The sequence below is a fragment of the ANME-2 cluster archaeon genome (assembly GCA_019429385.1).
Lineage (GTDB): Archaea > Halobacteriota > Methanosarcinia > Methanosarcinales > Methanocomedenaceae > Methanocomedens_B.
On record JAHYIS010000007.1, the window covers coordinates 48,325 to 70,729 of the forward strand.

General features: G+C 46.9%; 23 protein-coding genes. 8 read left to right on the forward strand and 15 right to left on the reverse strand.

What is annotated here, in order from left to right:
• Window positions 1-24: 24 nt before the first annotated feature.
• Together K0A89_04195 and hisS are read left to right on the forward strand one after the other, a co-directional pair.
• Window positions 25-1,290, forward strand: coding sequence for a YIP1 family protein (locus K0A89_04195; protein ID MBW6517686.1), 1,266 nt, complete (start codon window positions 25-27; stop codon window positions 1,288-1,290).
• A 422-nt stretch (window positions 1,291-1,712) separates the two neighbouring features.
• A complete protein-coding gene (gene hisS / locus K0A89_04200; protein ID MBW6517687.1) occupies window positions 1,713-2,945 on the forward strand; it encodes a histidine--tRNA ligase in 1,233 nt (410 codons plus the stop codon).
• Between the two features lie 21 nt (window positions 2,946-2,966).
• Here the strand turns inward: hisS and K0A89_04205 are convergent, their stop codons facing one another.
• Window positions 2,967-3,665, reverse strand: coding sequence for a phosphoribosylformimino-5-aminoimidazole carboxamide ribotide isomerase (locus tag K0A89_04205; protein MBW6517688.1), 699 nt, complete (start codon window positions 3,663-3,665; stop codon window positions 2,967-2,969).
• A 170-nt stretch (window positions 3,666-3,835) separates the two neighbouring features.
• On the opposite strand from K0A89_04205, the gene K0A89_04210 reads away from it, so the two are divergent.
• The gene (locus tag K0A89_04210) at window positions 3,836-4,537 is read left to right on the forward strand and encodes a (5-formylfuran-3-yl)methyl phosphate synthase (GenBank protein ID MBW6517689.1); all 702 of its coding nucleotides are present in this window, start codon (window positions 3,836-3,838) and stop codon (window positions 4,535-4,537) included.
• Between the two features lie 19 nt (window positions 4,538-4,556).
• On the opposite strand, the gene K0A89_04215 is transcribed toward K0A89_04210, so the two are convergent.
• Window positions 4,557-6,383: an aldehyde ferredoxin oxidoreductase family protein gene (locus tag K0A89_04215; GenBank protein MBW6517690.1), complete on the reverse strand. Its 1,827-nt coding sequence runs from the start codon at window positions 6,381-6,383 to the stop codon at window positions 4,557-4,559.
• Between the two features lie 79 nt (window positions 6,384-6,462).
• On the opposite strand from K0A89_04215, the gene K0A89_04220 reads away from it, so the two are divergent.
• Window positions 6,463-7,995, forward strand: coding sequence for a S8 family peptidase (locus tag K0A89_04220; GenBank protein MBW6517691.1), 1,533 nt, complete (start codon window positions 6,463-6,465; stop codon window positions 7,993-7,995).
• A 43-nt stretch (window positions 7,996-8,038) separates the two neighbouring features.
• Here the strand turns inward: K0A89_04220 and K0A89_04225 are convergent, their stop codons facing one another.
• The 5 genes from K0A89_04225 to K0A89_04245 all read right to left on the reverse strand — a co-directional run bounded on the left by K0A89_04225 (window position 8,039) and on the right by K0A89_04245 (window position 12,777).
• Window positions 8,039-9,328 (reverse strand): hypothetical protein, encoded by a 1,290-nt coding sequence (locus K0A89_04225; GenBank protein MBW6517692.1) that lies wholly within the window; start codon window positions 9,326-9,328, stop codon window positions 8,039-8,041.
• Window positions 9,329-9,404: 76 nt separating this feature from the next.
• Entirely contained in the window at window positions 9,405-10,709 is a 1,305-nt protein-coding gene (locus tag K0A89_04230; GenBank protein MBW6517693.1) for a TrpB-like pyridoxal phosphate-dependent enzyme, read from the reverse strand.
• A gap of 208 nt (window positions 10,710-10,917) precedes the next feature.
• Window positions 10,918-11,091 (reverse strand): DUF5350 domain-containing protein, encoded by a 174-nt coding sequence (locus K0A89_04235; GenBank protein ID MBW6517694.1) that lies wholly within the window; start codon window positions 11,089-11,091, stop codon window positions 10,918-10,920.
• A 92-nt stretch (window positions 11,092-11,183) separates the two neighbouring features.
• Window positions 11,184-11,627 (reverse strand): UPF0179 family protein, encoded by a 444-nt coding sequence (locus K0A89_04240; GenBank protein ID MBW6517695.1) that lies wholly within the window; start codon window positions 11,625-11,627, stop codon window positions 11,184-11,186.
• Window positions 11,628-11,694: 67 nt separating this feature from the next.
• Window positions 11,695-12,777 (reverse strand): NAD(P)-dependent glycerol-1-phosphate dehydrogenase, encoded by a 1,083-nt coding sequence (locus K0A89_04245; GenBank protein MBW6517696.1) that lies wholly within the window; start codon window positions 12,775-12,777, stop codon window positions 11,695-11,697.
• A 39-nt stretch (window positions 12,778-12,816) separates the two neighbouring features.
• Between K0A89_04245 and K0A89_04250 the strand changes: the two genes are divergently transcribed.
• Together K0A89_04250 and K0A89_04255 are read left to right on the forward strand one after the other, a co-directional pair.
• Window positions 12,817-13,665 (forward strand): DUF63 family protein, encoded by an 849-nt coding sequence (locus K0A89_04250; GenBank protein ID MBW6517697.1) that lies wholly within the window; start codon window positions 12,817-12,819, stop codon window positions 13,663-13,665.
• Window positions 13,662-14,297: a stage II sporulation protein M gene (locus tag K0A89_04255; GenBank protein ID MBW6517698.1), complete on the forward strand. Its 636-nt coding sequence runs from the start codon at window positions 13,662-13,664 to the stop codon at window positions 14,295-14,297. Before K0A89_04250 ends, K0A89_04255 begins: the two co-directional genes overlap by 4 nt.
• Before the next feature lies 1 nt (window position 14,298).
• Here K0A89_04255 and moaA read toward each other — a convergent pair whose 3' ends face one another.
• The 5 genes from moaA to K0A89_04280 all read right to left on the reverse strand — a co-directional run bounded on the left by moaA (window position 14,299) and on the right by K0A89_04280 (window position 19,117).
• Window positions 14,299-15,198 (reverse strand): GTP 3',8-cyclase MoaA, encoded by a 900-nt coding sequence (gene moaA, locus K0A89_04260; protein MBW6517699.1) that lies wholly within the window; start codon window positions 15,196-15,198, stop codon window positions 14,299-14,301.
• Window positions 15,199-15,287: 89 nt separating this feature from the next.
• A complete protein-coding gene (locus K0A89_04265) occupies window positions 15,288-15,449 on the reverse strand; it encodes a hypothetical protein (GenBank protein ID MBW6517700.1) in 162 nt (53 codons plus the stop codon).
• A gap of 127 nt (window positions 15,450-15,576) precedes the next feature.
• Window positions 15,577-16,911 (reverse strand): MgtC/SapB family protein, encoded by a 1,335-nt coding sequence (locus K0A89_04270; protein ID MBW6517701.1) that lies wholly within the window; start codon window positions 16,909-16,911, stop codon window positions 15,577-15,579.
• Window positions 16,912-17,172: 261 nt separating this feature from the next.
• Window positions 17,173-17,655 (reverse strand): formaldehyde-activating enzyme, encoded by a 483-nt coding sequence (gene fae / locus K0A89_04275; protein ID MBW6517702.1) that lies wholly within the window; start codon window positions 17,653-17,655, stop codon window positions 17,173-17,175.
• A gap of 169 nt (window positions 17,656-17,824) precedes the next feature.
• On the reverse strand, window positions 17,825-19,117 hold the full coding sequence (locus tag K0A89_04280) for a tripartite tricarboxylate transporter permease (protein MBW6517703.1): 1,293 nt from the start codon (window positions 19,115-19,117) through the stop codon (window positions 17,825-17,827).
• A 202-nt stretch (window positions 19,118-19,319) separates the two neighbouring features.
• On the opposite strand from K0A89_04280, the gene K0A89_04285 reads away from it, so the two are divergent.
• Window positions 19,320-20,021, forward strand: coding sequence for a uroporphyrinogen-III synthase (locus K0A89_04285; protein MBW6517704.1), 702 nt, complete (start codon window positions 19,320-19,322; stop codon window positions 20,019-20,021).
• Here K0A89_04285 and K0A89_04290 read toward each other — a convergent pair.
• Entirely contained in the window at window positions 20,009-20,191 is a 183-nt protein-coding gene (locus K0A89_04290; GenBank protein MBW6517705.1) for a 4Fe-4S binding protein, read from the reverse strand. The two genes, K0A89_04285 and K0A89_04290, sit on opposite strands and share 13 nt — an antisense overlap.
• Window positions 20,192-20,316: 125 nt before the next feature.
• On the opposite strand from K0A89_04290, the gene K0A89_04295 reads away from it, so the two are divergent.
• The gene (locus K0A89_04295) at window positions 20,317-20,694 is read left to right on the forward strand and encodes a TrmB family transcriptional regulator (protein ID MBW6517706.1); all 378 of its coding nucleotides are present in this window, start codon (window positions 20,317-20,319) and stop codon (window positions 20,692-20,694) included.
• A gap of 69 nt (window positions 20,695-20,763) precedes the next feature.
• Here K0A89_04295 and K0A89_04300 read toward each other — a convergent pair whose 3' ends face one another.
• Both K0A89_04300 and K0A89_04305 read right to left on the reverse strand, forming a co-directional pair.
• Window positions 20,764-21,792, reverse strand: a complete 1,029-nt coding sequence (locus K0A89_04300; protein MBW6517707.1) for a TIGR00303 family protein — start codon at window positions 21,790-21,792, stop codon at window positions 20,764-20,766.
• Window positions 21,793-21,990: 198 nt separating this feature from the next.
• Complete coding sequence (locus K0A89_04305; GenBank protein MBW6517708.1) at window positions 21,991-22,371, reverse strand: ArsR family transcriptional regulator; 381 nt, start codon at window positions 22,369-22,371, stop codon at window positions 21,991-21,993.
• Between the last annotated feature and the right edge of the window lie 34 nt (window positions 22,372-22,405).

The following is a 22,405-nucleotide window of genomic DNA, read 5'->3' on the forward strand; positions in this document are numbered from 1 at the left end:
TAGTCTTAAACAGGAGTGGAATTGATGAGTAAAATGATTGATGATTTCAAGAATACATGGTTACTTATAATCCGATCGCCTGAGGATTTTTTTGCGCAGATGCCTGCAAAAGGTGGTTATACAGACCCGGTTAAATTTGCAGCTATCAATTACCTGATAGCGGGCTTAAGCTCGATGATAATACATTCTCTTTTTTTTTACTTGGTTACGGCCTTGACCGGAAACTTAACTCTAGATTTTATTTCACTGGCAATGGGTTCGGCGCGTTTTTTCATGATAGTTATTATTTGCTTCATGGGTCTTTTTATTGGTGGGGGTATTCTCCATATCTTTTTTAGAGTATCAGGAGGAACAGGTACCTATGAAAGTACGGTCCGGATTATTGCGTATTCAAGTGCAGCTATGGCATTTGGTGGTATTCCGTTCGTGGCCATCCTTGCAGGTCTCTACCTGATATACCTCGTTGTAGTAGGTGGCACCCAGGTCCATAAGGTTACCCCGGTGAGCTCTGTGATCGCAGTTTTGATAACCGGTGTGGTCTTTTCAGTCCTTTTGATAATGCTTGTTGTTGGAATTGCTTTCTTCCTGTACAGTTCAGGTGGATTGTACGGTAATTCATCGGTCATGAGCCAGTACGATTATCGGATCGCTTTGAACACGGATTCAACACTGGAAAACCTGACGTTCTACCTGCCACTTCCCGTATCCATGAACGTGTCGAGAATGGGTGAGGAGGCAATGATCCAAAATACGGGAAACCCTGGCTGGGAACTCAGCATGATAGGGACCGGGCATGGAACCATGTTGGAGTTAACTGCAAACGAGCTTGAACCTGAATTACATCAGTTGTTCGAGGTAAAGCCACCTCTTCCGGGTCAAACAGGGGACAGACCTGCCGGAGAGGTTGCTTCGTTTACAAGAGGAACGATAGAGATTTCTGTTTCGATGGAGGCAGATTCTCTTATCTACACACAGGACGCTGCTGGCAAGGAACCTGTCCTCTCCCCGAAATATAATATGGAACTGTCTGATTATAATGCACCGTATCCTTCAGGCGGGATTCCTCCGAACACATGGAATTATGACAGTTTCATCTATGCGGATTATTCAGCCGCTCCAAACGCCAATGTTGAAATTTGCATAACGATGGAGGGACATAATGAATGGTGGACTGGCGGCTGGACGTATAATGGATACAGGGATAGTATATGCACTACCATCACGGGAGAACAGCATGGCTGGATTCCTGTTACGGGACAGCTTGTCGAGAGGGAAGGGCATTACGACTGATGGTATTGGAAGGAGTGGGGGGGAGTTGCAAATCGGTTGAATTGGAATAATAACCGTTGACAACCCGCGATTATTCGAAAAGGACTGTGCTTCAGGATCAATGTTACAAGAAAATCCTCCCTGCGGTCGGATTAACTTGAGTACAAAAAGAAGACCGTTTCAATTCGTGTTGGTGAATATAATAAAACCACGGATGAACGCAGATTTTCAGGCAGCGTATCCGCGTTCATTTGCGTTCATCTGCGGTTAATTTGAAAGCACCAACATGTAATGTAACGACCTCACAAAAAGGTATACGTTATGTACTAAAATAAAACATTCAATTCAATTTAATTTTTATTGAAAAATACAGAGGAACAATTTTATATGTGAGGATGGCATCTCAATATTTCCATATCCCCCCATACAACGGAGACCCACACATGATGATCCAGAAACCCAGAGGAACCAGGGACTTCCTCCCAGACGAGAACCGCAAGCGCAGATACATTGAAACCAAACTCCGCCAAACCGCCAAACGGTGGGGCTACAACGAAATCAAGACCCCCACCTTCGAGCAGATAGAATTATTCACGGTCAAATCTGGTGAAGGCATCCTGGGTGAGCTCTACAATTTCAAGGACAAAGGCGACCGTGAGATGGCACTTCGTCCCGAACTTACCGCACCTGTGGTCAGGATGTACGTCAATGAACTCCAGCGCGCACCAAAACCCGTCAAACTTTATTATTTTGATAACTGCTTCAGGTACGAGCGGCCCCAAAAGGGGAGGTTCAGGGAATTCTGGCAATTCGGCGCCGAGCTCATAGGAAGCCCCAGGCCAGAGGCTGATGCAGAAGTCATATCCCTGGCCTGCCGGATGCTCAAAGATGCGGGCGTGGACGGCGAGCTCAATGTCGGGCACCTTGGCATTATCAGGACCCTGTTCACCGGACTGGATGCAACGACCCAGGGCCAGATCATGCGGCTCGTTGATAAAAAGGACGATAATGGCCTGGAAGATTACCTGGAAGCCATCAACGCCGATATCGGGATGCGGGAGAAACTCTTCGAACTCATAGGCCTGACCGGCAGCGGTGCCGTGGAAGAGGCAAAACGGCTGCTGGGCAATATCGAGGAACTGGATACTTTCCAGAGGCTACTGGACCTGCTTGATATCCACGGCCTGGACTATACCGTCAATTTCGGCATTGCCAGGGGACTTGACTACTATACCGGCATGGTCTTTGAGATTTACAGCAGCGGCCTTGGAGCACAGAACCAGGTATGCGGCGGCGGGTCTTACCGGCTCGCACACCTGTTCGGGGGCAAGGACATTGAATCCACCGGGTTTGCGCTCGGATTTGACAGGGTCATGGAAGTATGTACCGTCCAGCCTCCCGAGGAGAAAAGGGTTGTCGTGGTCTGCTTTGATGAGACCCGCAAGGAAGGCATGAAAATCGCCCGGACCCTGCGCCAACACATGATAGTTGATATCGATGTCATGGGCAGGAGTTTTGCAGCCCAGCTGAAATTTGCCAATAATGTACATGCCGGATGGGCTGTTATCATTGGCGAAGATGAAGTCGCAAAGGGTAAGGTGACCCTGAAAAATATGGGCTCCGGGAACCAGGAAATACTGGACCCTGATGAACTGGTGAGACGACTTACATCGTAACCTTACAGGATAATTGAACAATTACTGAATAAGATCCAGGGGCAGTGCACCGCTATGTACCGCAGTGGCCACCAGGACACCTTCCAGTCCAACATCCCTCAATAGATTGATATCATCCTTGCCCCTGACACCACCGCCAAGCAGGATGTTATGGTCGCTGTGGTCCACCATCTGCTCCAGGAAACCGGTGTTGATACCACTGGATGTACCCACCTTGCTCAATTCCAGTATTATCAGGTCATTGATGTCATAATTGTTCAACATCTGTATCAGTTCGAGAGGTGGCAGATTGAATGCCGGTTCACGGGTCAATATCCGGCCCCCCTTGATATCGATGCTCATATTAATGGACCTGGGATAAAAACCCGTAGCACTCTCAAGCAATTCATGAGTGGCGGTTTCCGTGCCAAGCACAATGGAATCAGCCAGCTGGTGACCAAGATGGACATCATCCAGGGAAGATGCACCAAGGTCGAGCATGGTCTTGCTCTTCCAGCCTATCTGTTTTACGACCTCGTCATTGTTCCCGCGGTTGCCCAGCCGGTTCAGGTCAGCAATATAGACCTCGCCGGGCACCAGTTCATTTATAATATCGAGGGGGTCTGATGATTCACAGACTTTGCTAAAAGTATGGATGGGGCCGTAATTTTCCCGTTCTCCTTTAACGGCATGCACGACCTGCCCGTCCAGAATGTCAAGTACGAATATTACGCGAAACATGAATATTGATTTAAATTTTGGTGTTGAAGTTTATTATGCCGATACTCACTGCCATTAAGGTTTTTTGTAATATATAAAGTATGACATAATGAATCCAGGGTGGTCAAAATAACAACATATATATTACGATAGCGCAGTAACACATTTCAAGGATATAGAGGTAATAGAACATGAAACTACTGGTCAGCCCCATCAATATTGAAGAAGCAAAAGCTGCAGCTAACGGAGGGGCAGATATCATCGATGTCAAGAACCCGAAAGAAGGTAGTCTGGGCGCTAACTTCCCCTGGGTCATCAGGTCAGTGAAAGAGGCCTTGAACTCGATAAGACCCATCAGTGCCACCATCGGTGACCTGAATTATAAACCCGGAACCGCATCCCTTGCAGCTCTTGGTGCCGCAGTGTCCGGCGCAGATTACATCAAAGTAGGATTATACGACATCCAGACCAGGGAACAGGCTTTAGACATGGCCGAGAACGTGGTAAGGTCAGTAAAAGACTATGATCCGGCAAAGAAAGTGGTCATATCCGGCTATTCTGATTATAAACGTATCAATTCCATACCTGTCAGTGAACTGCCTTCTATCTGTGCACAAAGTGGCGCAGATGTGGTCATGATGGATACGGGTATCAAGGACGGACGCTCTACCTTTGAGTTCATGACCCATGATGAACTGTCCGCTTTCATTCATTCGGCACATGACCTTGGGATTGAAACCGCGATCGCTGGCACCATAAAATTCGAGGATATGGATGCCCTGAACCAGCTCGGTCCTGACATCATCGGAGTGCGGGGATGCGTGTGCGGAGGCGACCGTACGTCTTCTATCCAGCAGGGCCTGGTGGAAGAACTCAAGGCCATAATGGCATAACAGAATCCTGTGGTTCCAACTACAAATTATTTTTAGACTGTATGCCCAGTTCAACAAGCAGGGATTCAGGTACCATTCCTTCTTGTGTAAAACCCGCTGCATCGTAGTATTCATCCAGCATGGCATCCAGTTCTGCGCCCGTTACAGGCTGTTCTCCCTGTGTGGTCACCCGTGCGGGCAGGGTATCATGTCTCCTGTCAAAACCTTCCCTGTTATTGAAAGCCCGTGTCAGCACAGCTACCCGCCTGCCTAACAGATCGAACTCGCTCCGGTCCATAGTAAACCCGGTGGCTGCCGCAAAGAGTTCATGGAGCTCGTCCAGGCCGGCAGCATAGGTGATGAACTTGCAGATACCAGCTGAATCATAGATGGCATTACGCTGCTGACCGTCCCAGACCATCTTGCCTTTACCTGCCGTTACCATAGGGTCAAGCCGCCCGCCCCTGCCAAGCACTTCTTTTCCATAGGTCCAGGGACGCAGGTGACAGGCGCCGCGGTCCGATACAGCGTATGCCAGGGCCTGCCCTTTGGCGGTCCGGGGCAGGTATGCAGGGATCTCCAACCCTTTGACGTTCATTGCGAAATCAACTGAACCCTGCCCGATACCAAGAGCCGCATCCCTGGTACCATGGGCTGCAAAAGCCAGCGGACCGTCACCTCTGCCCATCATATGGATAGCCTCGATCAGCGCATCACTATTCCCGAACATCAACTCCAGTCCGCCGGTATCCTCTTTCCTGATCAGGCCCCGTTCATAGCATTCCATCAAGAAAGCGATGGTACTGCCAGTACTCATGCTGTCCAGCCCGTATGTATCACAAAGATGCTCTGCTGCTGTTACCACTACCGGGTCATCGATACCGCAGTTGGAACCCAGCAGGGTGATCGACTCGAATTCCGGGCCGTCATGTGTCAGACCGCGATATTGTCCTTCCTGCACCACTGCCAGGTGGCTGCACTGTATGGCACAGCCCGGGCAGGGACGGCGCCGGGCTCCTCCATCCCACAACTGGTCTTTGATTGCGAACCCATCCAGCCGTTCACACAGAACGTCATCCCGTCCACTCGTGTAGTTTCGCGTGCTCCAACCTCCGGTCTCGTTCACCACTTCAACCAGTTCAGCCGTGCCCATCTTTCTGAGATTACCCACACCGCTGCTGTTCCTGACCTTACCGTTTATCCTCTCCCTCACTGACCTGAAAGTGACAGGGTCGGAAGGTTCATAGTTCCCGTGCCCGGTGACCACAACTGCTTTCAAGCGCTTGCTGCCCATGACCGCACCCAATCCCCCGCGAGCAGCTGTGCGGTTCTCTGCAAATACCCCAGCCAGTTTTGCCATGCGCTCCCCTGCGGGTCCGATGCTCAACACCCTGGCCTCGCGGTCAGGAGAATGACGTGCTTTCAACTCTGCCTGGACCGCAAAAGTATCCATACCCCACAGGTCGGTAGCATCCAGTATCTCCACCCGGTCATCAATGATATTGATATATACAGGCGACTGCGACCTGCCCATGATGAGCAGCCCCATGTACCCTGCATACCGCAACTCAGGCCCCCACCAGCCATTGCAGTGACTGTCGTTCCAGGTGCCTGTGAGCGGGCTTTTGGCACACACCGAAAAGTTGACGCCGTTTGTCACGGGAGCGCCCGTCAGGGGGCCGTTCATGATAGCCAGCAGGTTATCGGGTGACAGGGCATCGCAACCGGGCGGGTTCTCATTGTAGAGATAGTGGGCTGCCAGGCCCTTACCGCCCATGAACGTGCGGAGCAGTGTCCGGGGGATAGGTTCTCTGTTTGTTTTACCTGAATCCAGGTCGATGCGCAGGAGATTGTCGGGGTGGTTCATGATTATAGTCTCACCGTAAGATATTTGTTTATAAACCATATAGTATAATTAACGAGCTAATACTTTTGGAGTGAATAGCATGAGAATATTTAGTATTATTATAATCTTAATGATATTAGTTTCATTTCTGGCACCGGTGGCCGCAACATCACCTGACGATAACATGGTCAGGGTATTGATAGGGTTCAAGGACAAAAACGATGCAGCACTGGTAGAAAGCTACGGCGGAAAGGTCAATGCACAGTTTGATATTATCCCGGCAATTGCCGCAGAGGTGCCCGTACAGGCACTATACGGGCTGTCCCACAACCCAAAAATAGATATCATTGAGCCTGATGCCGTAGCCCATGCCATGGGACAGGTCACGCCATGGGGTATAGACAGGGTACAGGCACCCCAGACACATGCCAATGGCATTACGGGTATGGGTGTAAATGTAGCTATCATTGATACCGGTATAGATTATAACCATCCGGACCTGGCATCCAATTACATGGGCGGGTATGATTACGTCAACCTTGATACCGACCCGTTTGATGACGCAGGGCACGGTACCCACGTGGCTGGAACAGTAGCGGCAATTAACAATGATTTTGGCGTTATAGGCGTATCTCCCGAGGTCAATATTTATGCCCTGAAAGTGCTCGATGCCAGCGGCAGCGGCTCATACAGCAATATAATCAGCGCAATTGACTGGGCTCGCACCCATAATATCGATGTAGCTTCGATGAGCCTGGGTGGTGGATTCAACTCCCGCTTGCTCAGCAGGGCATGCGACAACGCATATAAGAGCGGAGTGCTGCTGGTTGCCGCAGCCGGGAACGAGGCCGGAACGGTATCTTATCCAGCCGCATATAGTTCGGTCATTGCCGTCTCCGCAACAGACCAGAACAACAATGTCGCCTGGTTCTCAAACTTTGGCACACAGGTTGAACTGGCAGCGCCGGGAGTTAACATTAACTCTACAACAATGAACGGTGGTTACAGCGGCGATACCTGGAGCGGTACCAGCATGGCCACACCCCATGTGACCGGCGTAGCTGCACTCGTACTTACCACATCCGTTATTGATACAGGATATGACACAAACAATAACGGCCAGTGGGACACTGACGAGGTCAGGCAAAGAATGCGTGATACATCAACCGACCTCGGAACGACCGGCAAGGACCTATACTTTGGGTACGGTCTTGTCAATGCCCTTGCCGCAACCGATGTGGTCGTACCAGACCCTGGCCCCACTCCTGAACCAACACCAGATCCTACACCAACTCCAACTGGCAGTGAAATGCACATAGCTGACATATCCTTATCTCTCGATACCAGGTCTGCAGGCAGGAATATATTTACCTGGGCTGATGCCACCGTGACCATCGCAGATAGTGGAGATAATCCGGTCCAGGGTGCACAGGTCAGCGGGGTCTGGAGCGGAGTTACATCTGATATCGATACCGGTGCCACGGCAGCCGATGGGACTGTGACGTTATACTCGGACAGTGCAAAGCGACTGGTCGAAGGCACATTTACCTTTACCGTGACCAGGGTCGTGCTACCTGGTTGGGATTACAACACATCGGCGAATGTGGTCAATAGCGGAAGCATAGCCCTTTGAAAAGAATCTGGCGTCTCTCAGGCGGGGCGCCACACCATTTTATTCATTCAACCTGATACGTCACTTCAATATCCTGCCTGAACACAATATTCAAATCAGAATTCAACTGTACCTTTGCCTTCTCAATATCATTATTCAACCTTGCCAGATCCCTTCTCTCCGTTTCCAACTCCTGTCCGGTTGAATCGATCATACCCTGCGTATCGCAAACCACCTTTTCAATGTGGCTCTTTTCCCTGTATACTTCAAGCCCTTCCAGTTCCGACGATATCTGTTCAAGTTCTAAAGAATATGACATTCGTTCTTCTTTCATGGACCGAACAAGGTCTGGACCAGCTAATTTATCTATCTGGTCAAGGGTCTTTTTTATATTTTGCTGCTTAAGACCCAGGCTTCCATCCTCTATCATCACTTTCAGTTCTGCGAGGAAAGGATTGATGTCCTCATCAAGAGCCTGTGCAGGTTTATTTTTCAATAGTCCAAGCATCTTCCTGCTGTCAGATGACAGGGTATGCCTGCCACTCTCATCCTGTTTTTCCATTCTGGAAAGAGCTTTGGAAAGAGGTGCAAACAGGTCTGATAATTGTGAATCAATACTCTGTATCTTGCTTTTTAGCATGGACACCCGGGCTTCCAGTTCATTTGCATGAACTGATGCTTTACTTTCTTCCAGGTCCTTTAACGTTAGAGCTGCATCTTTCTTATCGCTTCTTAATGAACGGCACCTGTTCTCAAGGTCAATGATATGTGCTTTCCTGGACTCTATTCCTGAATTGGTATCCTGTATCTGCCTGATCAGCGCATGCAGTCTGTCATATGCCTCAAGCTTATCTCTTTCTTCATTGATGGGGGCGACCAGTTCTTCCAGCAATCCCTGGAACCGTTTCAGGTTAGCCAGAATATCCCGGTACGCTTCTGGAAAAATCGCTTTCACATATTGCTGGCTTCTAATAGCGTTCTCAAGAGATGTGTTCAAAAGGGCCTTTGTATCGGTATAAAATTCAAAAGCTTTTCCAGGGTCAGTATCTTCAGGTACTATAGTCCTGTCCTTGATGATATTCAGGTTCTTTACCAGGTTATCCCTGTTCGATGCACCTGCTTTTGCTACCCTTTTGAATACTTTCTCCCCGAATTGTGCATTGACCAGTTGAACCTTGCTGTTGTCGAGGTCTTCAAGAGTATCCCGTATCTCTCCATATATGCGCTGGATATGCGACCTCAATTCCCTGAACATCTGGTCCGACTCATTCTCGATCCAGCCAGACAGCTCACTGAACTCGAGTGATATCTGCCGAGGTAATTCCACTTTTTTCCCGAAAAATCTCTTAATCATCTTCAAATATATCCAAAATTACATGGAAATACTGTATTAAAAAGGTATGCAGGGTGCAACAGCACCCTTCATATATCTACTCGTTGCTCAGGGTTCCATTGAAGTAACTGTCATACGAACCCATATCGAAATGCCCGTGACCGCTGAGGTTGAACAAAATGGTCTTCTCCTCACCTGTTTCCTTGCACTTCAGAGCTGCTTTGATAGCAGACTTGATAGCGTGTGCGGATTCGGGTGCCGGTGCAATTCCTTCCGTTCTGGCAAATGTAACAGCAGCATCGAATATCTCGGTCTGGTGGTAAGCTTCAGCCCTGATGATGCCGTCCGCATACAACTGGCTGATGATTGGAGAATCGCCGTGATATCTCAACCCGCCTGCATGTATCGGTGGTGGTACGAATTCATGACCGAGCGTGTACATCTTGAGTAACGGTGTCATCTCTGCCGTATCCCCGAAATCATACCTGAACTCACCGCCCGTCAGAGTGGGACATGCAGAAGGTTCAACAGCTACTACATCGATCTCCTTGCCGTCCTTTATCTTTTCCTGCAGGAACGGGAAACTGATGCCTGCAAAATTACTGCCTCCGCCCACGCATCCTATTATCATGTCAGGATAATCATCCACCATAGCCATCTGTTTCATTGCTTCCTGTCCAATTATTGTCTGGTGCAGCATCACATGGTTAAGCACACTGCCAAGTGAATACTTGGTATTCTCATGGGTAGCTGCATCCTCCACGGCCTCACTGATAGCAATACCGAGGCTGCCTGTGGTATCAGGATACTTCTCAAGTATGGACCTGCCCGCCCGGGTCTGGGTACTGGGTGATGGTATAACAGTAGCTCCCCACAGGTTTATCAGGGATTTGCGGTAAGGTTTCTGGTAGTAACTTGACTTGACCATATAGACCATACATTCAATATCAAAGAAACTGCAGGCCATTGCCAGTGCGCTACCCCATTGTCCGGCACCGGTCTCGGTACTGATACGCTCAACACCCTCTTTCATGTTATAATAGGCCTGGGCCACGGAAGTATTGGGTTTATGACTTCCTGCCGGGCTCACGCCTTCGTATTTATAATATATTTTGGCAGGGGTCTTGAGAGCTGCTTCCAACCGGTGTGCCCGGTACAGGGGAGACGGCCTCCACAACCGGTAAATATCCCTTACCTCTTCAGGGATAGCGATAAAGCGGTCCTGGCTCATTTCCTGCATTATCAAAGCCATAGGGAATATGGGTGATAGGTCATCGGGACCTATGGGCTCATTCGTGCCTGGATTCAACGGTGGTTGCAATGGTGTCGGAAGGTCTGGCAGGATATTGTACCATGACCTTGGTATCTCATTCTCGTCAAGTATTATTTTGGTATTGTCCATACTAACTTCACACCTGGTAAATAGATATATCAAGGCATATTTATATTTAAACTTGTATACATATCATTCATTCTATAAATATACCAATCTATCTGTACATTTAGGTACTACAACACATGATACTAACAAGTAGTATATTAAATATTTTATAATACTCAAATAACCGTAAAAAGAAGGTATGCGCCGGAATCGACGCAATCTATAACATCTATTTCTGTATTGCTTTTGCAGAACGCTTGAACCGTCTGCGTTTGACACCTGCCGAGTCGAAGCGCTGTGCCGGACCTGGACGCTTATGTGTCATATTACTTTTTGGAACTAACCTGACCTTACCCTTTCGGCCTTTGATTCTCCCCCATTCTATTGAACCGGTCTTACCCATTAATTATCCTCCGAATATATGATTTGTAACGTTCACAATTGATTTGGTCGTCTTACATTGTGTCTGGTATGCTTATACTTAACGGTGTTTTATTATTTCATCTCTACTATCTTCAATGAAAAATCCTTTACACAATCGCCATTGGGTTCACCAACAACCTTCACAATGGTGTATCTGTTCCCCGGTACGGGACCCGGGTTCTGGCACATCTCGAACATATTACAGTCTGATTCATCGCATGATACCGGTTCATACACTACTGCCGATCCCTGCCGCGCCATCCGGCTCTCAAGAAGGACAGTCCGGGGTGCCCCCACCACTTCAACAGCCTGGACACCTTTATCATGTACCGCACAAACAAGAGGAGGTGAATCTCTGACGCTTATAACTTTATAATGTCCTCCAATATCCAGGTTCATACAGGTGTTCTTCAGCTTGCATCCTTCACAATCTGGAGTCTTTCCCCTGAACACGAACACATTTCCGGGTTTTGCCATTCTTACGCCAATGAGTGTTACAATTGTATCTTCATCCATAATTCATTCTCCTGATCTTGAGTATATTCATTTTATAGTAAACATATGATCTTTCATTTCGGGGAGGTCATTCTATGACCTGTGTAATCTTTGCAACACTTCTTGCTGCCTCTTCTGTCAATCCGGTACCCAGTATGGTATAGCGTTCCGGACGAATTGTATGGGCCTGTACCAGCGCCTGGATAATATCTTCTGGGTCAATACCCAGTTCTTTTGCATTGGTGGGTGCTCCTATGGTTTTCAGGGTCTGGCGTATCCTCTGCCAGTCCCCCCCGTGGAGGTACATCATCATTATCGAACCTACACCGCACTGTTCCCCGTGCAAAGCAGGTTGTGGTGCTACCTGGTTCAAAGCATGACTGAACTTATGCTCAGAACCGCTCGCAGGCCTGGATGAACCTGCAATGCTCATAGCCACGCCACTGGCCACCAGAGCCTTGACCACCATCCTGGCTGATTCGGGTAAATCGGGTTTGATGGATTCTGCTGATTCCATAAGTATCTTAGCTGTCATCATGGACAGGTGTGATGCATATTCGCTTATTTTGGTACCTTTAAGCCGGTGCGCCAGTTCCCAATCCCGTACTGCAGTACATTTTGAAATAATATCACCACAACCGGCCGCCAGAAGCCTGAATGGTGCCCTGGCAATTATCTGTGTATCTGCTACGACAGCCACAGGGGGTTTTGCCTCTATGGATGCGCTCACGCCATCTTGTGAAATTGAAGCCCTGGATGAAACGATACCGTCATGGGATGCGGCAGTTGGAACACTGATAAAACTGCATGCTGCCCGCTCAGATGCCAGTTTGGCTATGTCTATGGCTTTTCCTCCACCCACACCCAGCAGGAAAACCCGGTTTTCAGGGTCTATCTGTGTAATAAGATCCTCAACCATCTCCACCTCGCTCATTTCTGCCCGGTGGACCACGGTAGAATGAACATTGCAGCCAGTATCTTCAAGCACCTGGCTTACCGTTTTTGCGGCTTTATACAGGGTAGTGGGTCCGCTCACTATCAAAGCATTCCCATTAAGTTTAAGTGCGTTGCATACGTTACCAATATCATTGACGACACCGTTTCCAACAACCACATTTCTTGGTAGCAGCATCCATCGAGAATCAGACGTGTCAGCATTTAGCTCGTTCATGTGAAACATATCCTATACTATCGTAACAGGTTATAAACTATGGGGATTTTACAAAGCATTCAGGGCTTTATTTACCAATATTACATCGATCCAATAATCCATGACACAGGTTATAATCCGGTAAATACGGTAACCTGGGCAATTATTCTGGGATTGTGCCTGTTCGGTGTACTAAAACTGCTTGACAAACTTGACGTGAAAGCGGATTGGGATTTTGTCAAGGCTATCATTCCTTTTATACTGGCCGGTTCAACACTCAGGGTCTTTGAAGATGCCGAACTGTTCAGCCCTCCTTTGCAGTACCTGTTCATAACTCCTCCCATATACATTCTGATGTTCTTGATTACGGTTCTCCTGCTTGTTTTGTCAATCGGACTGCAGAAGGCCGGTTATGTGAAGGACTGGAAAAAGGCATTCGGAGCAGCAGGGGTTTTATGGGTACTGGCCAATCTGTATATACTATTATCCTATGAAAGTATCACCAACATAAAGGCACTGGTCATAATACCAGTATTAGGAACAGCACTGGCAGCGCTTGTAACTCTGGTGGCCAGCCGCACCGGGTATACGATGTTCACTCGTCGTGTCAATATTACCATCCTCCTGGCACATATGCTGGATGCCTCGTCAACGTTCTTTGGTGTGGATTTCCTGGGATATTATGAAAAACACGTTGTGCCTTCCTTCCTTATCGACCTGACAGGTACAGCAAGTATCATGTTCCCGTTAAAGCTCATGATATTCATTCCAGTCATATACATTCTCGACACCCAGTTCGATGACGATGATGAATCAAAGCGGCTGAGAGACCTTGTAAAACTGACCATCATTGTACTTGGACTGGCACCGGCGACCAGGAACACGGTAAGGATGGTTCTGGGAATATGATGGATACTGAAGAAACGTTCTGGAACGACCCTGTCCGCCGCACCACACCTGATGTGCGTGCTTACCTCGAACTGCTCCGTCCCTATATACTCATAATTTCAAGCTTGTTCGTTGTTTCGGTTTTTACAGGATACCTGGCAGGATACTTCAACCCGGAGATAGCGCAACAGATGATGGGGCAGTTCGAAGAATCCTACGGCTGGATAGCTGGTAAATCTCCCCTGGTCATTTTGCTATTCATCTTTGCAAATAACACGCTCAATAGTTTTATTGCCATGGTGCTTGGGGTGGTTTTCGGGCTTTGGCCCGTACTGTTCATTCTTATAAACGGATTTTTTATTGGTTTAGTGGTATTCGAATCTGCCAGGGAGATCAGCATATTTATAATATTGGCCGCGCTCATACCCCATGGAATAATTGAATTACCGGTGATATTTATCAGCGCAGCCATAGGATTGAGGCTTGGCTATATTACCATTTTGAAAATATCCGGTAAAATGGATGTGAGCATTCAGAAGGAATTATTCCAGGCAGTCAGGTTCTTTATAAAATTAATTGTACCGCTCCTGTTTCTCGCAGCTCTTATCGAAACATTTGTAACATCTGCGATAATCTATATCCTGATGTCTTGAATCATCCTTTATAGAACGGCTCGCGCAGGTTCACTGCTTTATAGAACAATGGTTCAAGTTCATGGATACCTGCACGTGAAACGTCCACAAGGTTATCGTTCACCAGCAGGCAGGGTTTCAGCTTACCATCAGCGGTCACTCTGAGACGGCTGCAATGAGCACAGAACCGGGAATTATCGATGGGTCTTACAACTTCCACTTCAGCACCGTCCAGCAAATACTTCTTCCTGCGGTGCATCTCACGCTCAACCACCTCTAAAGCTCTTGAACCAAGGTTCTTCTCAATAGCATCCATGTTGACCCTACCCCCGTAATTGCCAAAGTCCATGGGTTCGATTATCTGTAATATCACATCCCCGTCAAACAGTCTGACAAAGGATATCATATCGTCCAGTTCAGTTTCATTGATACCTTTGAGCATTACCATGTTCAATTTTACCGGGGTCAGGCCGGCATGTACTGCCGACTGTATCCCATCCAGCACCATGTGATGAATATCTTTATTGCACCGGCATATATTCGCATACGTTTCAGGTTGCAGCGTATCCAGGCTGATATTGACCCGGTCCAACCCGGCGGATTTGAGTGAGACAGCCCTTTTTGAGAGCAGCACTCCGTTAGTAGTGGCAGAGACGTTTCGAAATTTTGGGATGTTTACCAGTATATCCTCAAAATCCTGACGCATCAGGGGTTCGCCTCCAGAGAATTTCACCCTCTTCACACCCAGTTTGGATGCTGTTCTAATAATATTGACAATATGTTCCGGGCTCATTTGTGACCCGTCCCTGCTTTGCCCCTCATTATGGCAATAATAACAATTGAGGTTACATTTACTGGTAATGGATATACGCAGGCTGGTTATCCTCCGCCCAAAAGAATCAATGAGTGCATCTGGTTCCATATATATGTATATTACAAACAGTTAAGTTAAATATATTGATTAAACGGATCTGGTTACATTACTACAATTATACTACTATCGTGTCCTGTTCAATGGCGTATGACAACTGCACTGCCACATTGGATGAAAACAGATGACACATCAATAAACGGTGTGGGGAAAAATGCCCTTAGTTCGACACAATCACTTGCCACCATAACTGCCAGGTCATCAATCCTTGTTGGATGACCTCTATAAACACCATCACTCATCTTTCAAGGTTCTCCTTAATACACAATCTGGTATGTAGATTAAAAAACTATACTTTTGTTTATTATAAATATGCTTTGCTCTATTTACTGCAGGCCATGATTTTAACATTTGCACATATACTGGCAGCTAAAATATGCCATCAATGAAAGGCAGAACAAGCGCCCATAACACCAGTGCGGCTGCACCAACACCTATCAGGACAAGGAAGCTGCTTTTTACTTTCTGCCCCAATTCATCCGAACCTGACCATTTCACAATCAGTATCTTATTCGAAGTACTGACCAGGCATGCCAGTACTGCCACAAGTGCTGCAGAAGATGAGGGTATTGAACCACCTAAAGCAAGTGCTCCGACAGAAGCAGTAACCGCTGCTGAACTTACAAGCCCACCCAATGCCACAAAAAATACACCGGTACTGCCTAACCACAGGTTCAGGTAATGGGAAAGGAGTATGAGCAGGGTGAACCCGAATGCGAACTTGAAAGCAGGTTTGAGGGCAAATGGGGATTCAATGTCCAGCGATTCGTTGCCATCTGGCTGCATCATGCTTTTCTTTACAACCATCCCGATATTCACAGCAATGATAACCATCTGGGGTGGGAGCATAAATAACAGGACCTGTCCTGTCGGGTCAACGATAAAGGCAATAATGAGGTTACGTATTAGCATGGTCGCATTTGATAAAACGATACCACGGTAACTGGTCTCCAACAGATTCTCCTTCTTCCTGGATAATGCTGCAAGGGAACCGGTCGTAGCTTCACTATTGACAAGTCCGCCAATGAAACCTGATAACGGTATGCCTCGTTCAGTACCGGACTTTTTCATAAGCAGAAAACTGATAAAACTGATAGAAGACACCATTACAACGATGCTCAGAGCATATCTCGGATTCAGTACCTCAAGTATCGTAGTGTTCGGGGTGATAGGGAACAGGATAAATATTATAATTAAAAACTGGACCGCATTGGTTACTTCATTCTGGTTCAACTGAGCTGCAAAATCCCTGAGTGTATTTTTTTCTACCAGCAAAAACGTAATAGCTACAGCACCCATTATGGCAAAAAGATAATAGTCAAAAGCCACCATCACGCCCATAAGGAACACAAAGTACATGGTAACGCCTCCGGTGGTCCCAACCTGCCGGTATACCACATTTTTTATGTATACGGTAATAGCAGCGATAATCACAAAAAAGATCGTGGTGAGGTATAATATCTCATACACACCCTGGTTTATGGCCATGTATGCACCTATCATACCTGATATGGAGGCTATGGTATAGGTCCTGGCCCCGGCAAATATATCTTTACCTTCGGATTTGCGTTCCCGCTCAATGCCAATGAGGATACCGATAAATGCGGCAAGACCGAATTTTTCCAAAAAATCATAGGTGACCGGGTCTATTAAAGACAGCCATTGATGTATGGTAAAAGTGATAAGTTCTGATAGGTCATACATGTTCGGTATGCTCACTGAATATTATTAATAATGTTTTTAAAATTAATAAGGGTATCCTTTGCTTTTTTTAGAGATAGAATGCCAGCAATATCAGTGTAATCATGTTTAACTTGTGATTTTTTAATTTCAGTAAGTGCCAAAGCCAAACATTTGGATTCTTTACGATCTTTGCAGACTTTGCAGTTGTACCCACATGAATTTGAAGCTATCCAAAAAGGGGTGAATGCGAAATATTAACAATATTCGCATTCAGCCAATGATTTATGCAAAAGGATGTGAAGCTTGATCTTTTCTTGAAAGTGCCTCGTCGACTGAAGGTTCCCCTTTCATGGCCCGTTCTATGGCAAGTTTCGTTGCTTCGTAGTTATACTCATAGATCTTGGCCTTATCATTTGCATCCCATTCAATGAATATTGAAACTATGATCACCACATCCTCAGCATCTCCCTTGTTGATGATCCCTGCTTCTACCGAGTCCATGACTGCCTTGGCTACAGCAGCCTGGGCGGCCCCGAACATAAGTATTGCCTGTTGAGCATTTTTAATGGTTACCTTATTTACAATAAGGGTCGCAGGTTTAGGCTGAAGGTTGGGTTCGAGAACTGCCAGAAGGGGTGTGTGTCCCTGCCTTGGCATTGCCAGAGAGTTCATAAACGCAGTTTCCACGGGGCCACCTTTTGGACCGATTACCAGATCGATATGAGCAATTTCGGGCCCATCACCTACAAGCGCTTCACCGATCATACTTTTAACAATTTTATTCGCCAAAATTTTCACCAATCCTCCAAGTTCATAGAAGGTTATTAATTTTTTGATTTGAGGATTATTTTTATAAAAATCAAATAAGTATCGTATCATTCTCAAGCAAATGAAATAATTACATGGAAATAATAAGACCTGAATTTATAAAAAATCAAAAATAAAACATCAGCAGTGGCAACAGCAACACACCCATCGCATGGCTCCGCCTCACCTTCAGGTAAGGTGCAAGCATTCCAACTGGTATACCCATCCCGAATACCACAAGCCCGAACCAGCCTGAGAAAAGGAATACCATTCCCGTCAGCCCGGTCAGTATCACGATACACAACATCCGGTAATTAATCCTGGTCACTATGGTCAATATCCTGTCCCCCAGGAAAATAGTTACAAAATACGCTGCTATGGATACACCGACAACGATTATCAATAAAAGAACAAGAGTATCCAGGTCCAGATGTGCCCCACCCAGTATATCTGCCACAGCCACCATGGCCCCGCTACGGGTCTTGCCAATCACGTAAAGCGCGATCAAACCAAAAATTGCATTAGCCGTGTTGACACCTGAGATAGATACTATGAACTCGCGGCCCGAATCCTCATCCGCATAATCCTCCTTCACCCCTATCCGGGCCAATACCGTGGCTACTGCCCCGGTAATACCTGGCAACCACGCCACAAATGCACCGGCAGCGCTGCCGATAATGGTCCCCCGCACTATGCGTCTCCGTGACAATACCAGCTTGGAACTGAACTGAGCAGGGATAACGGTATCGGTCATCATACTGATGACAAGCATTGAAGCCCCGAACAGGCCGCTGAACAATGGCATCAGTATCGAAGGTTCCCCTATGGAGATAACAGGCTTCATCAACGTCTGCGACTCAAAGGCCACAAGGCCCAGCATTCCGGACAGCAAGAATAATAATGCAGCAAATGCCCGGTATTTAAAGCGGGCCAGCGAACCCTGGCCTTCTATCATTTCCCCTTTTTCCGTATATATCAATACCAGGACCACAACCAGCAGTATCCATCCCATATACCTGTTCACCAGCGGATACATGACAGCAAATGATGCTGATAGCGGAAGCATCAATACCAGTGATACTAATACCGCACCGGCACTCCCCAATGCCGACAGCCTTACTGCCTCGGCACCAAAGCCATCGAGGAGCAACTGGTGTCCGGGAAGTACTGCCAGGGAAGTATCTGCCTCGGGTGCACCCAGGAAAACCGATGGAATAATGTTAACAAATGTATGGGTCAGCGAAGACGAAACAATAGTAGCTGCAATACATAACGGTGATAAGCCTGATTCAAGCAGCCATGGAGCAAAAGCTGCCAGCATGAAAGCAAACGTGTTGGTATGGATACCGGGTACCAGTCCGCTGATCACGCCAAGCAAGAACCCAGCCAGTATACTTATAAAGAGCAGACTGAGATTCATACCGGAATCCCCCTGTTATTGAGGTAAATGCTTCGGGTTGATTTTAGGTTTATGGGTATTTTAATGTTCATTACTGTTACCATTCGAAGTACAAAAACCGGGTATAATGAATATAAATTTTTTGATAATGCATCACGACCACCCTGTAGTATCACGACACATTTGGAAGCTGTTAAATCATATATCAAAGATAAAGAATCTCATGAAAATTGCAGTCACCAGGCTTGAAGAAAAGTCCAAAGGCACGAATGAGCTCTTTGCACGGTACGGTCACGAGGCCATTCTGGTTCCAACTATGAAGACCGCACCTGCACTGGACTCTGGACCACTGAACACGCTGTGTGCTAAAGTGGCTGCGGGAGAAGTACACTTCCTGATATTCTCAAGTACCATGGGTGTCAGGTATTTCTTTGACCAATGCAAAATGGTGCCTGATGGTATTGTCATGATAGCTGTTGGTCCAAAGACTGCCGATGCCGTCTGCGAGAAGGGATTCGCCTGCGAGACCATACCTTCTTATTCCTCTGACCACTTTGCATCCCATCTCGGGTCACGCATCAAAGGTAAAACCGTTGGGTTGGTCCGCCCTGATGTTCCCAATTCCCAGCTTGTGGAATCACTCACTTCCCTGGATGCACAGGTTGTCGAAGGTATAGCGTACCGGCTTTTACCCTGCGGTCATGAATTCAAGGATATACTGCCAGATGTGGATGCCGTGATCTACACCAGCGGCAAGTCATTCTTACTTTCAGGAGTATCAAACGAAGAACTGGAAGGCAAAATTGTGGTAGCCATTGGCCCAAAATGTGCCGCTGTCATGAAACAAAAAGGTATCAACCCTGACATCATAGGAAATGGTACCCTGGAAGGTTGTTTAACAGCCCTGAGGGCTCATTCCAGATAAACAAGGGCTTTGTTGGGACATATCTCGATACACTTCCCACACCGTGTACATTTATCATAATTTATGCGGACATCACCATCCACCCGGTACAGCGCACCTTCCGGACAGATATTATCGCATTTATTACATTTACGGCAGCCGTGAACCACCACATACCCGTCATTTTCCATAGATACCATCAATAAACTATATAAGTGACCAAATCTATCTTGATAATGGTTTTGTACAAACTGTACAATATTGTATTTAACATTTACCCCAAACCGGACGACCAAATTATATCGAGGATGAAAAAATGCCCAGTTCAATACCTGAAATGATACATGGGAATTTCAATTGCAGTGATATTGCCAAATGCGTGCTGGGATTGAAAACCCTTGACCTTGATACGTACCGCCTGCTTGTACAGGAAGGGCCTAAAACTGCTGAAGAACTTGGGGAGTTGCTGAACAGGGAACGCAGTACCGCATACCGCGCACTTCAAAATCTCATGTCATGCGGACTGGTCTACAGGGAAACAAAGACCATAGAGGGCGGAGGATATTATTATATCTACAATGCACTTGACCCCTGCAAGTTAAAGGACATGGTACAGGACAATATCGACACCTGGCATAAGAAGATGAGTGCTCTGACAAAGGATATTGAAAAAGATATCCTGGAGCAGCCTTAGACCTTACCGGTCCACCTGAAACCACTAATAAACCTGAAAAATCTTTTAATATGAAACGACTTTTTTTATCTAAAACAAGAGGTCACAGATCTCTTCAACCTTTTCCCTTAACTCCTTTTGACCCACACCCATCATACCGGCAACGAACATGGCTCCACCGGCACCAACTCCTTCTTTCACCACCCCTGATTCGTACATTCTCAGTCCAGGGTTCCTTGATTGGTCAAAACCCGGGTCCACGATATGAGCTGCATATCCCAGTGCCGATACCGTATTTAGGAAACTGGCAGTCTCATCCTGTGCCACATATTTTGTGGTAGCAATTGACACATCAGCCGTTATTCCGAAATGTTTGATGAGCGCAAGAACTGCCATCATCTGGGTGCCTCCTGCCAGTATTGATGTAGTACCTTCCAGCCCATCCACCAGACCACAGACACACGCCATCATAGGGTCACCGACACATTCAATGGCTTGCATCGGTGAATGTGACAGCCCGCCAAAAGAGATACCCGCCCTGTCCAGGGCTTGTGCCACTACCTGCTGTTTTATAGTAACTGGATTTTGCAGGTAACTGCTGCTCACCCTGCCATCAACACCAAGTGCCTGTAATACAGCCATGGCAGTAGTGGTGCCACCGGGCACGCTTTCACCTATCACAACGAAATCTGAAAAACGTCGTATCTGGCGCCCCAGTTCCAGCGCGTTATCGTATACCAGTCTGGCATCCAAAACCGCATTGCTTGTCCTGATATCGCCTCCGGGCTTTGCGTCCACATCCAGCAAGGGTATCCGTGGACGGATGTGCAGACCGCTGTTGATGAACATAAAAGGCATACCTGTAAGCAGCATCGCTGCACGGGTGATAACGGCAGGTGTCGGACTGTTGCCGGTCATGGGAGGTTCAGTGTTGCAAATAGTCCTGCCAAGGGTCACCAGTTCAGCATCTGCTGCCGGTGTGTATGTAATAACATCCGGTGACCTGCCTGCTGCTGAAATGCCTGGTATCCTGGCAGTATCGGTATTTGAAAGTACACATAAAAATAAGGGGTATTTTGCATTAAATGGTGGTAGTTCAGATGATATCCAGTTGTCCATAGGCCATCATGCATTAAGGGATAGGTTGGTAGGATGAATCAATGTGGCGGATTACATTAAATATATTGCGCTTCGCCCGGAGATGATTTAACATTTCAGGTAATTCCTCAAAGTCATCTGGATTTACCCGGAATTACACAAATCACTCATTGTATACAAAAACGACATGTAATGAATGGTCGGGACATTCATCACATATTATTTCTTGAAGTTGAGACCTTTTAACTTTTCAATATTGTACAGGGTCTTCTCAGCTTCCTGCCTGGTCCTTTCTTCGAGGTGCAAGACGATCTCATTCATGGGAACGGCCAGTTTATATACTTTCATCGGCCTGCCCTTGCCTTCTTTTTTAATCTCCCTCTCGTCCAGCCATCCAAAGTTCCTCAGTTCCCTCATGGCAATGCTCACTTCTGGCTGCCTGAGTTCTGAACCCAGTTCAAGGTCCTTTGAAGTTGCTTCTTCGACATTTGCAAGAAAAGCGAGTGTTGAGGCTACATTACGTGACATGTTAAGGTTGCGCAGAATGTCAATAAATTCAAGGTCATGGTCATCGAAGACTCTCACATCTGAATGTCTCATCAATATCACATCTTTTAATTGTTTTACTTTCATA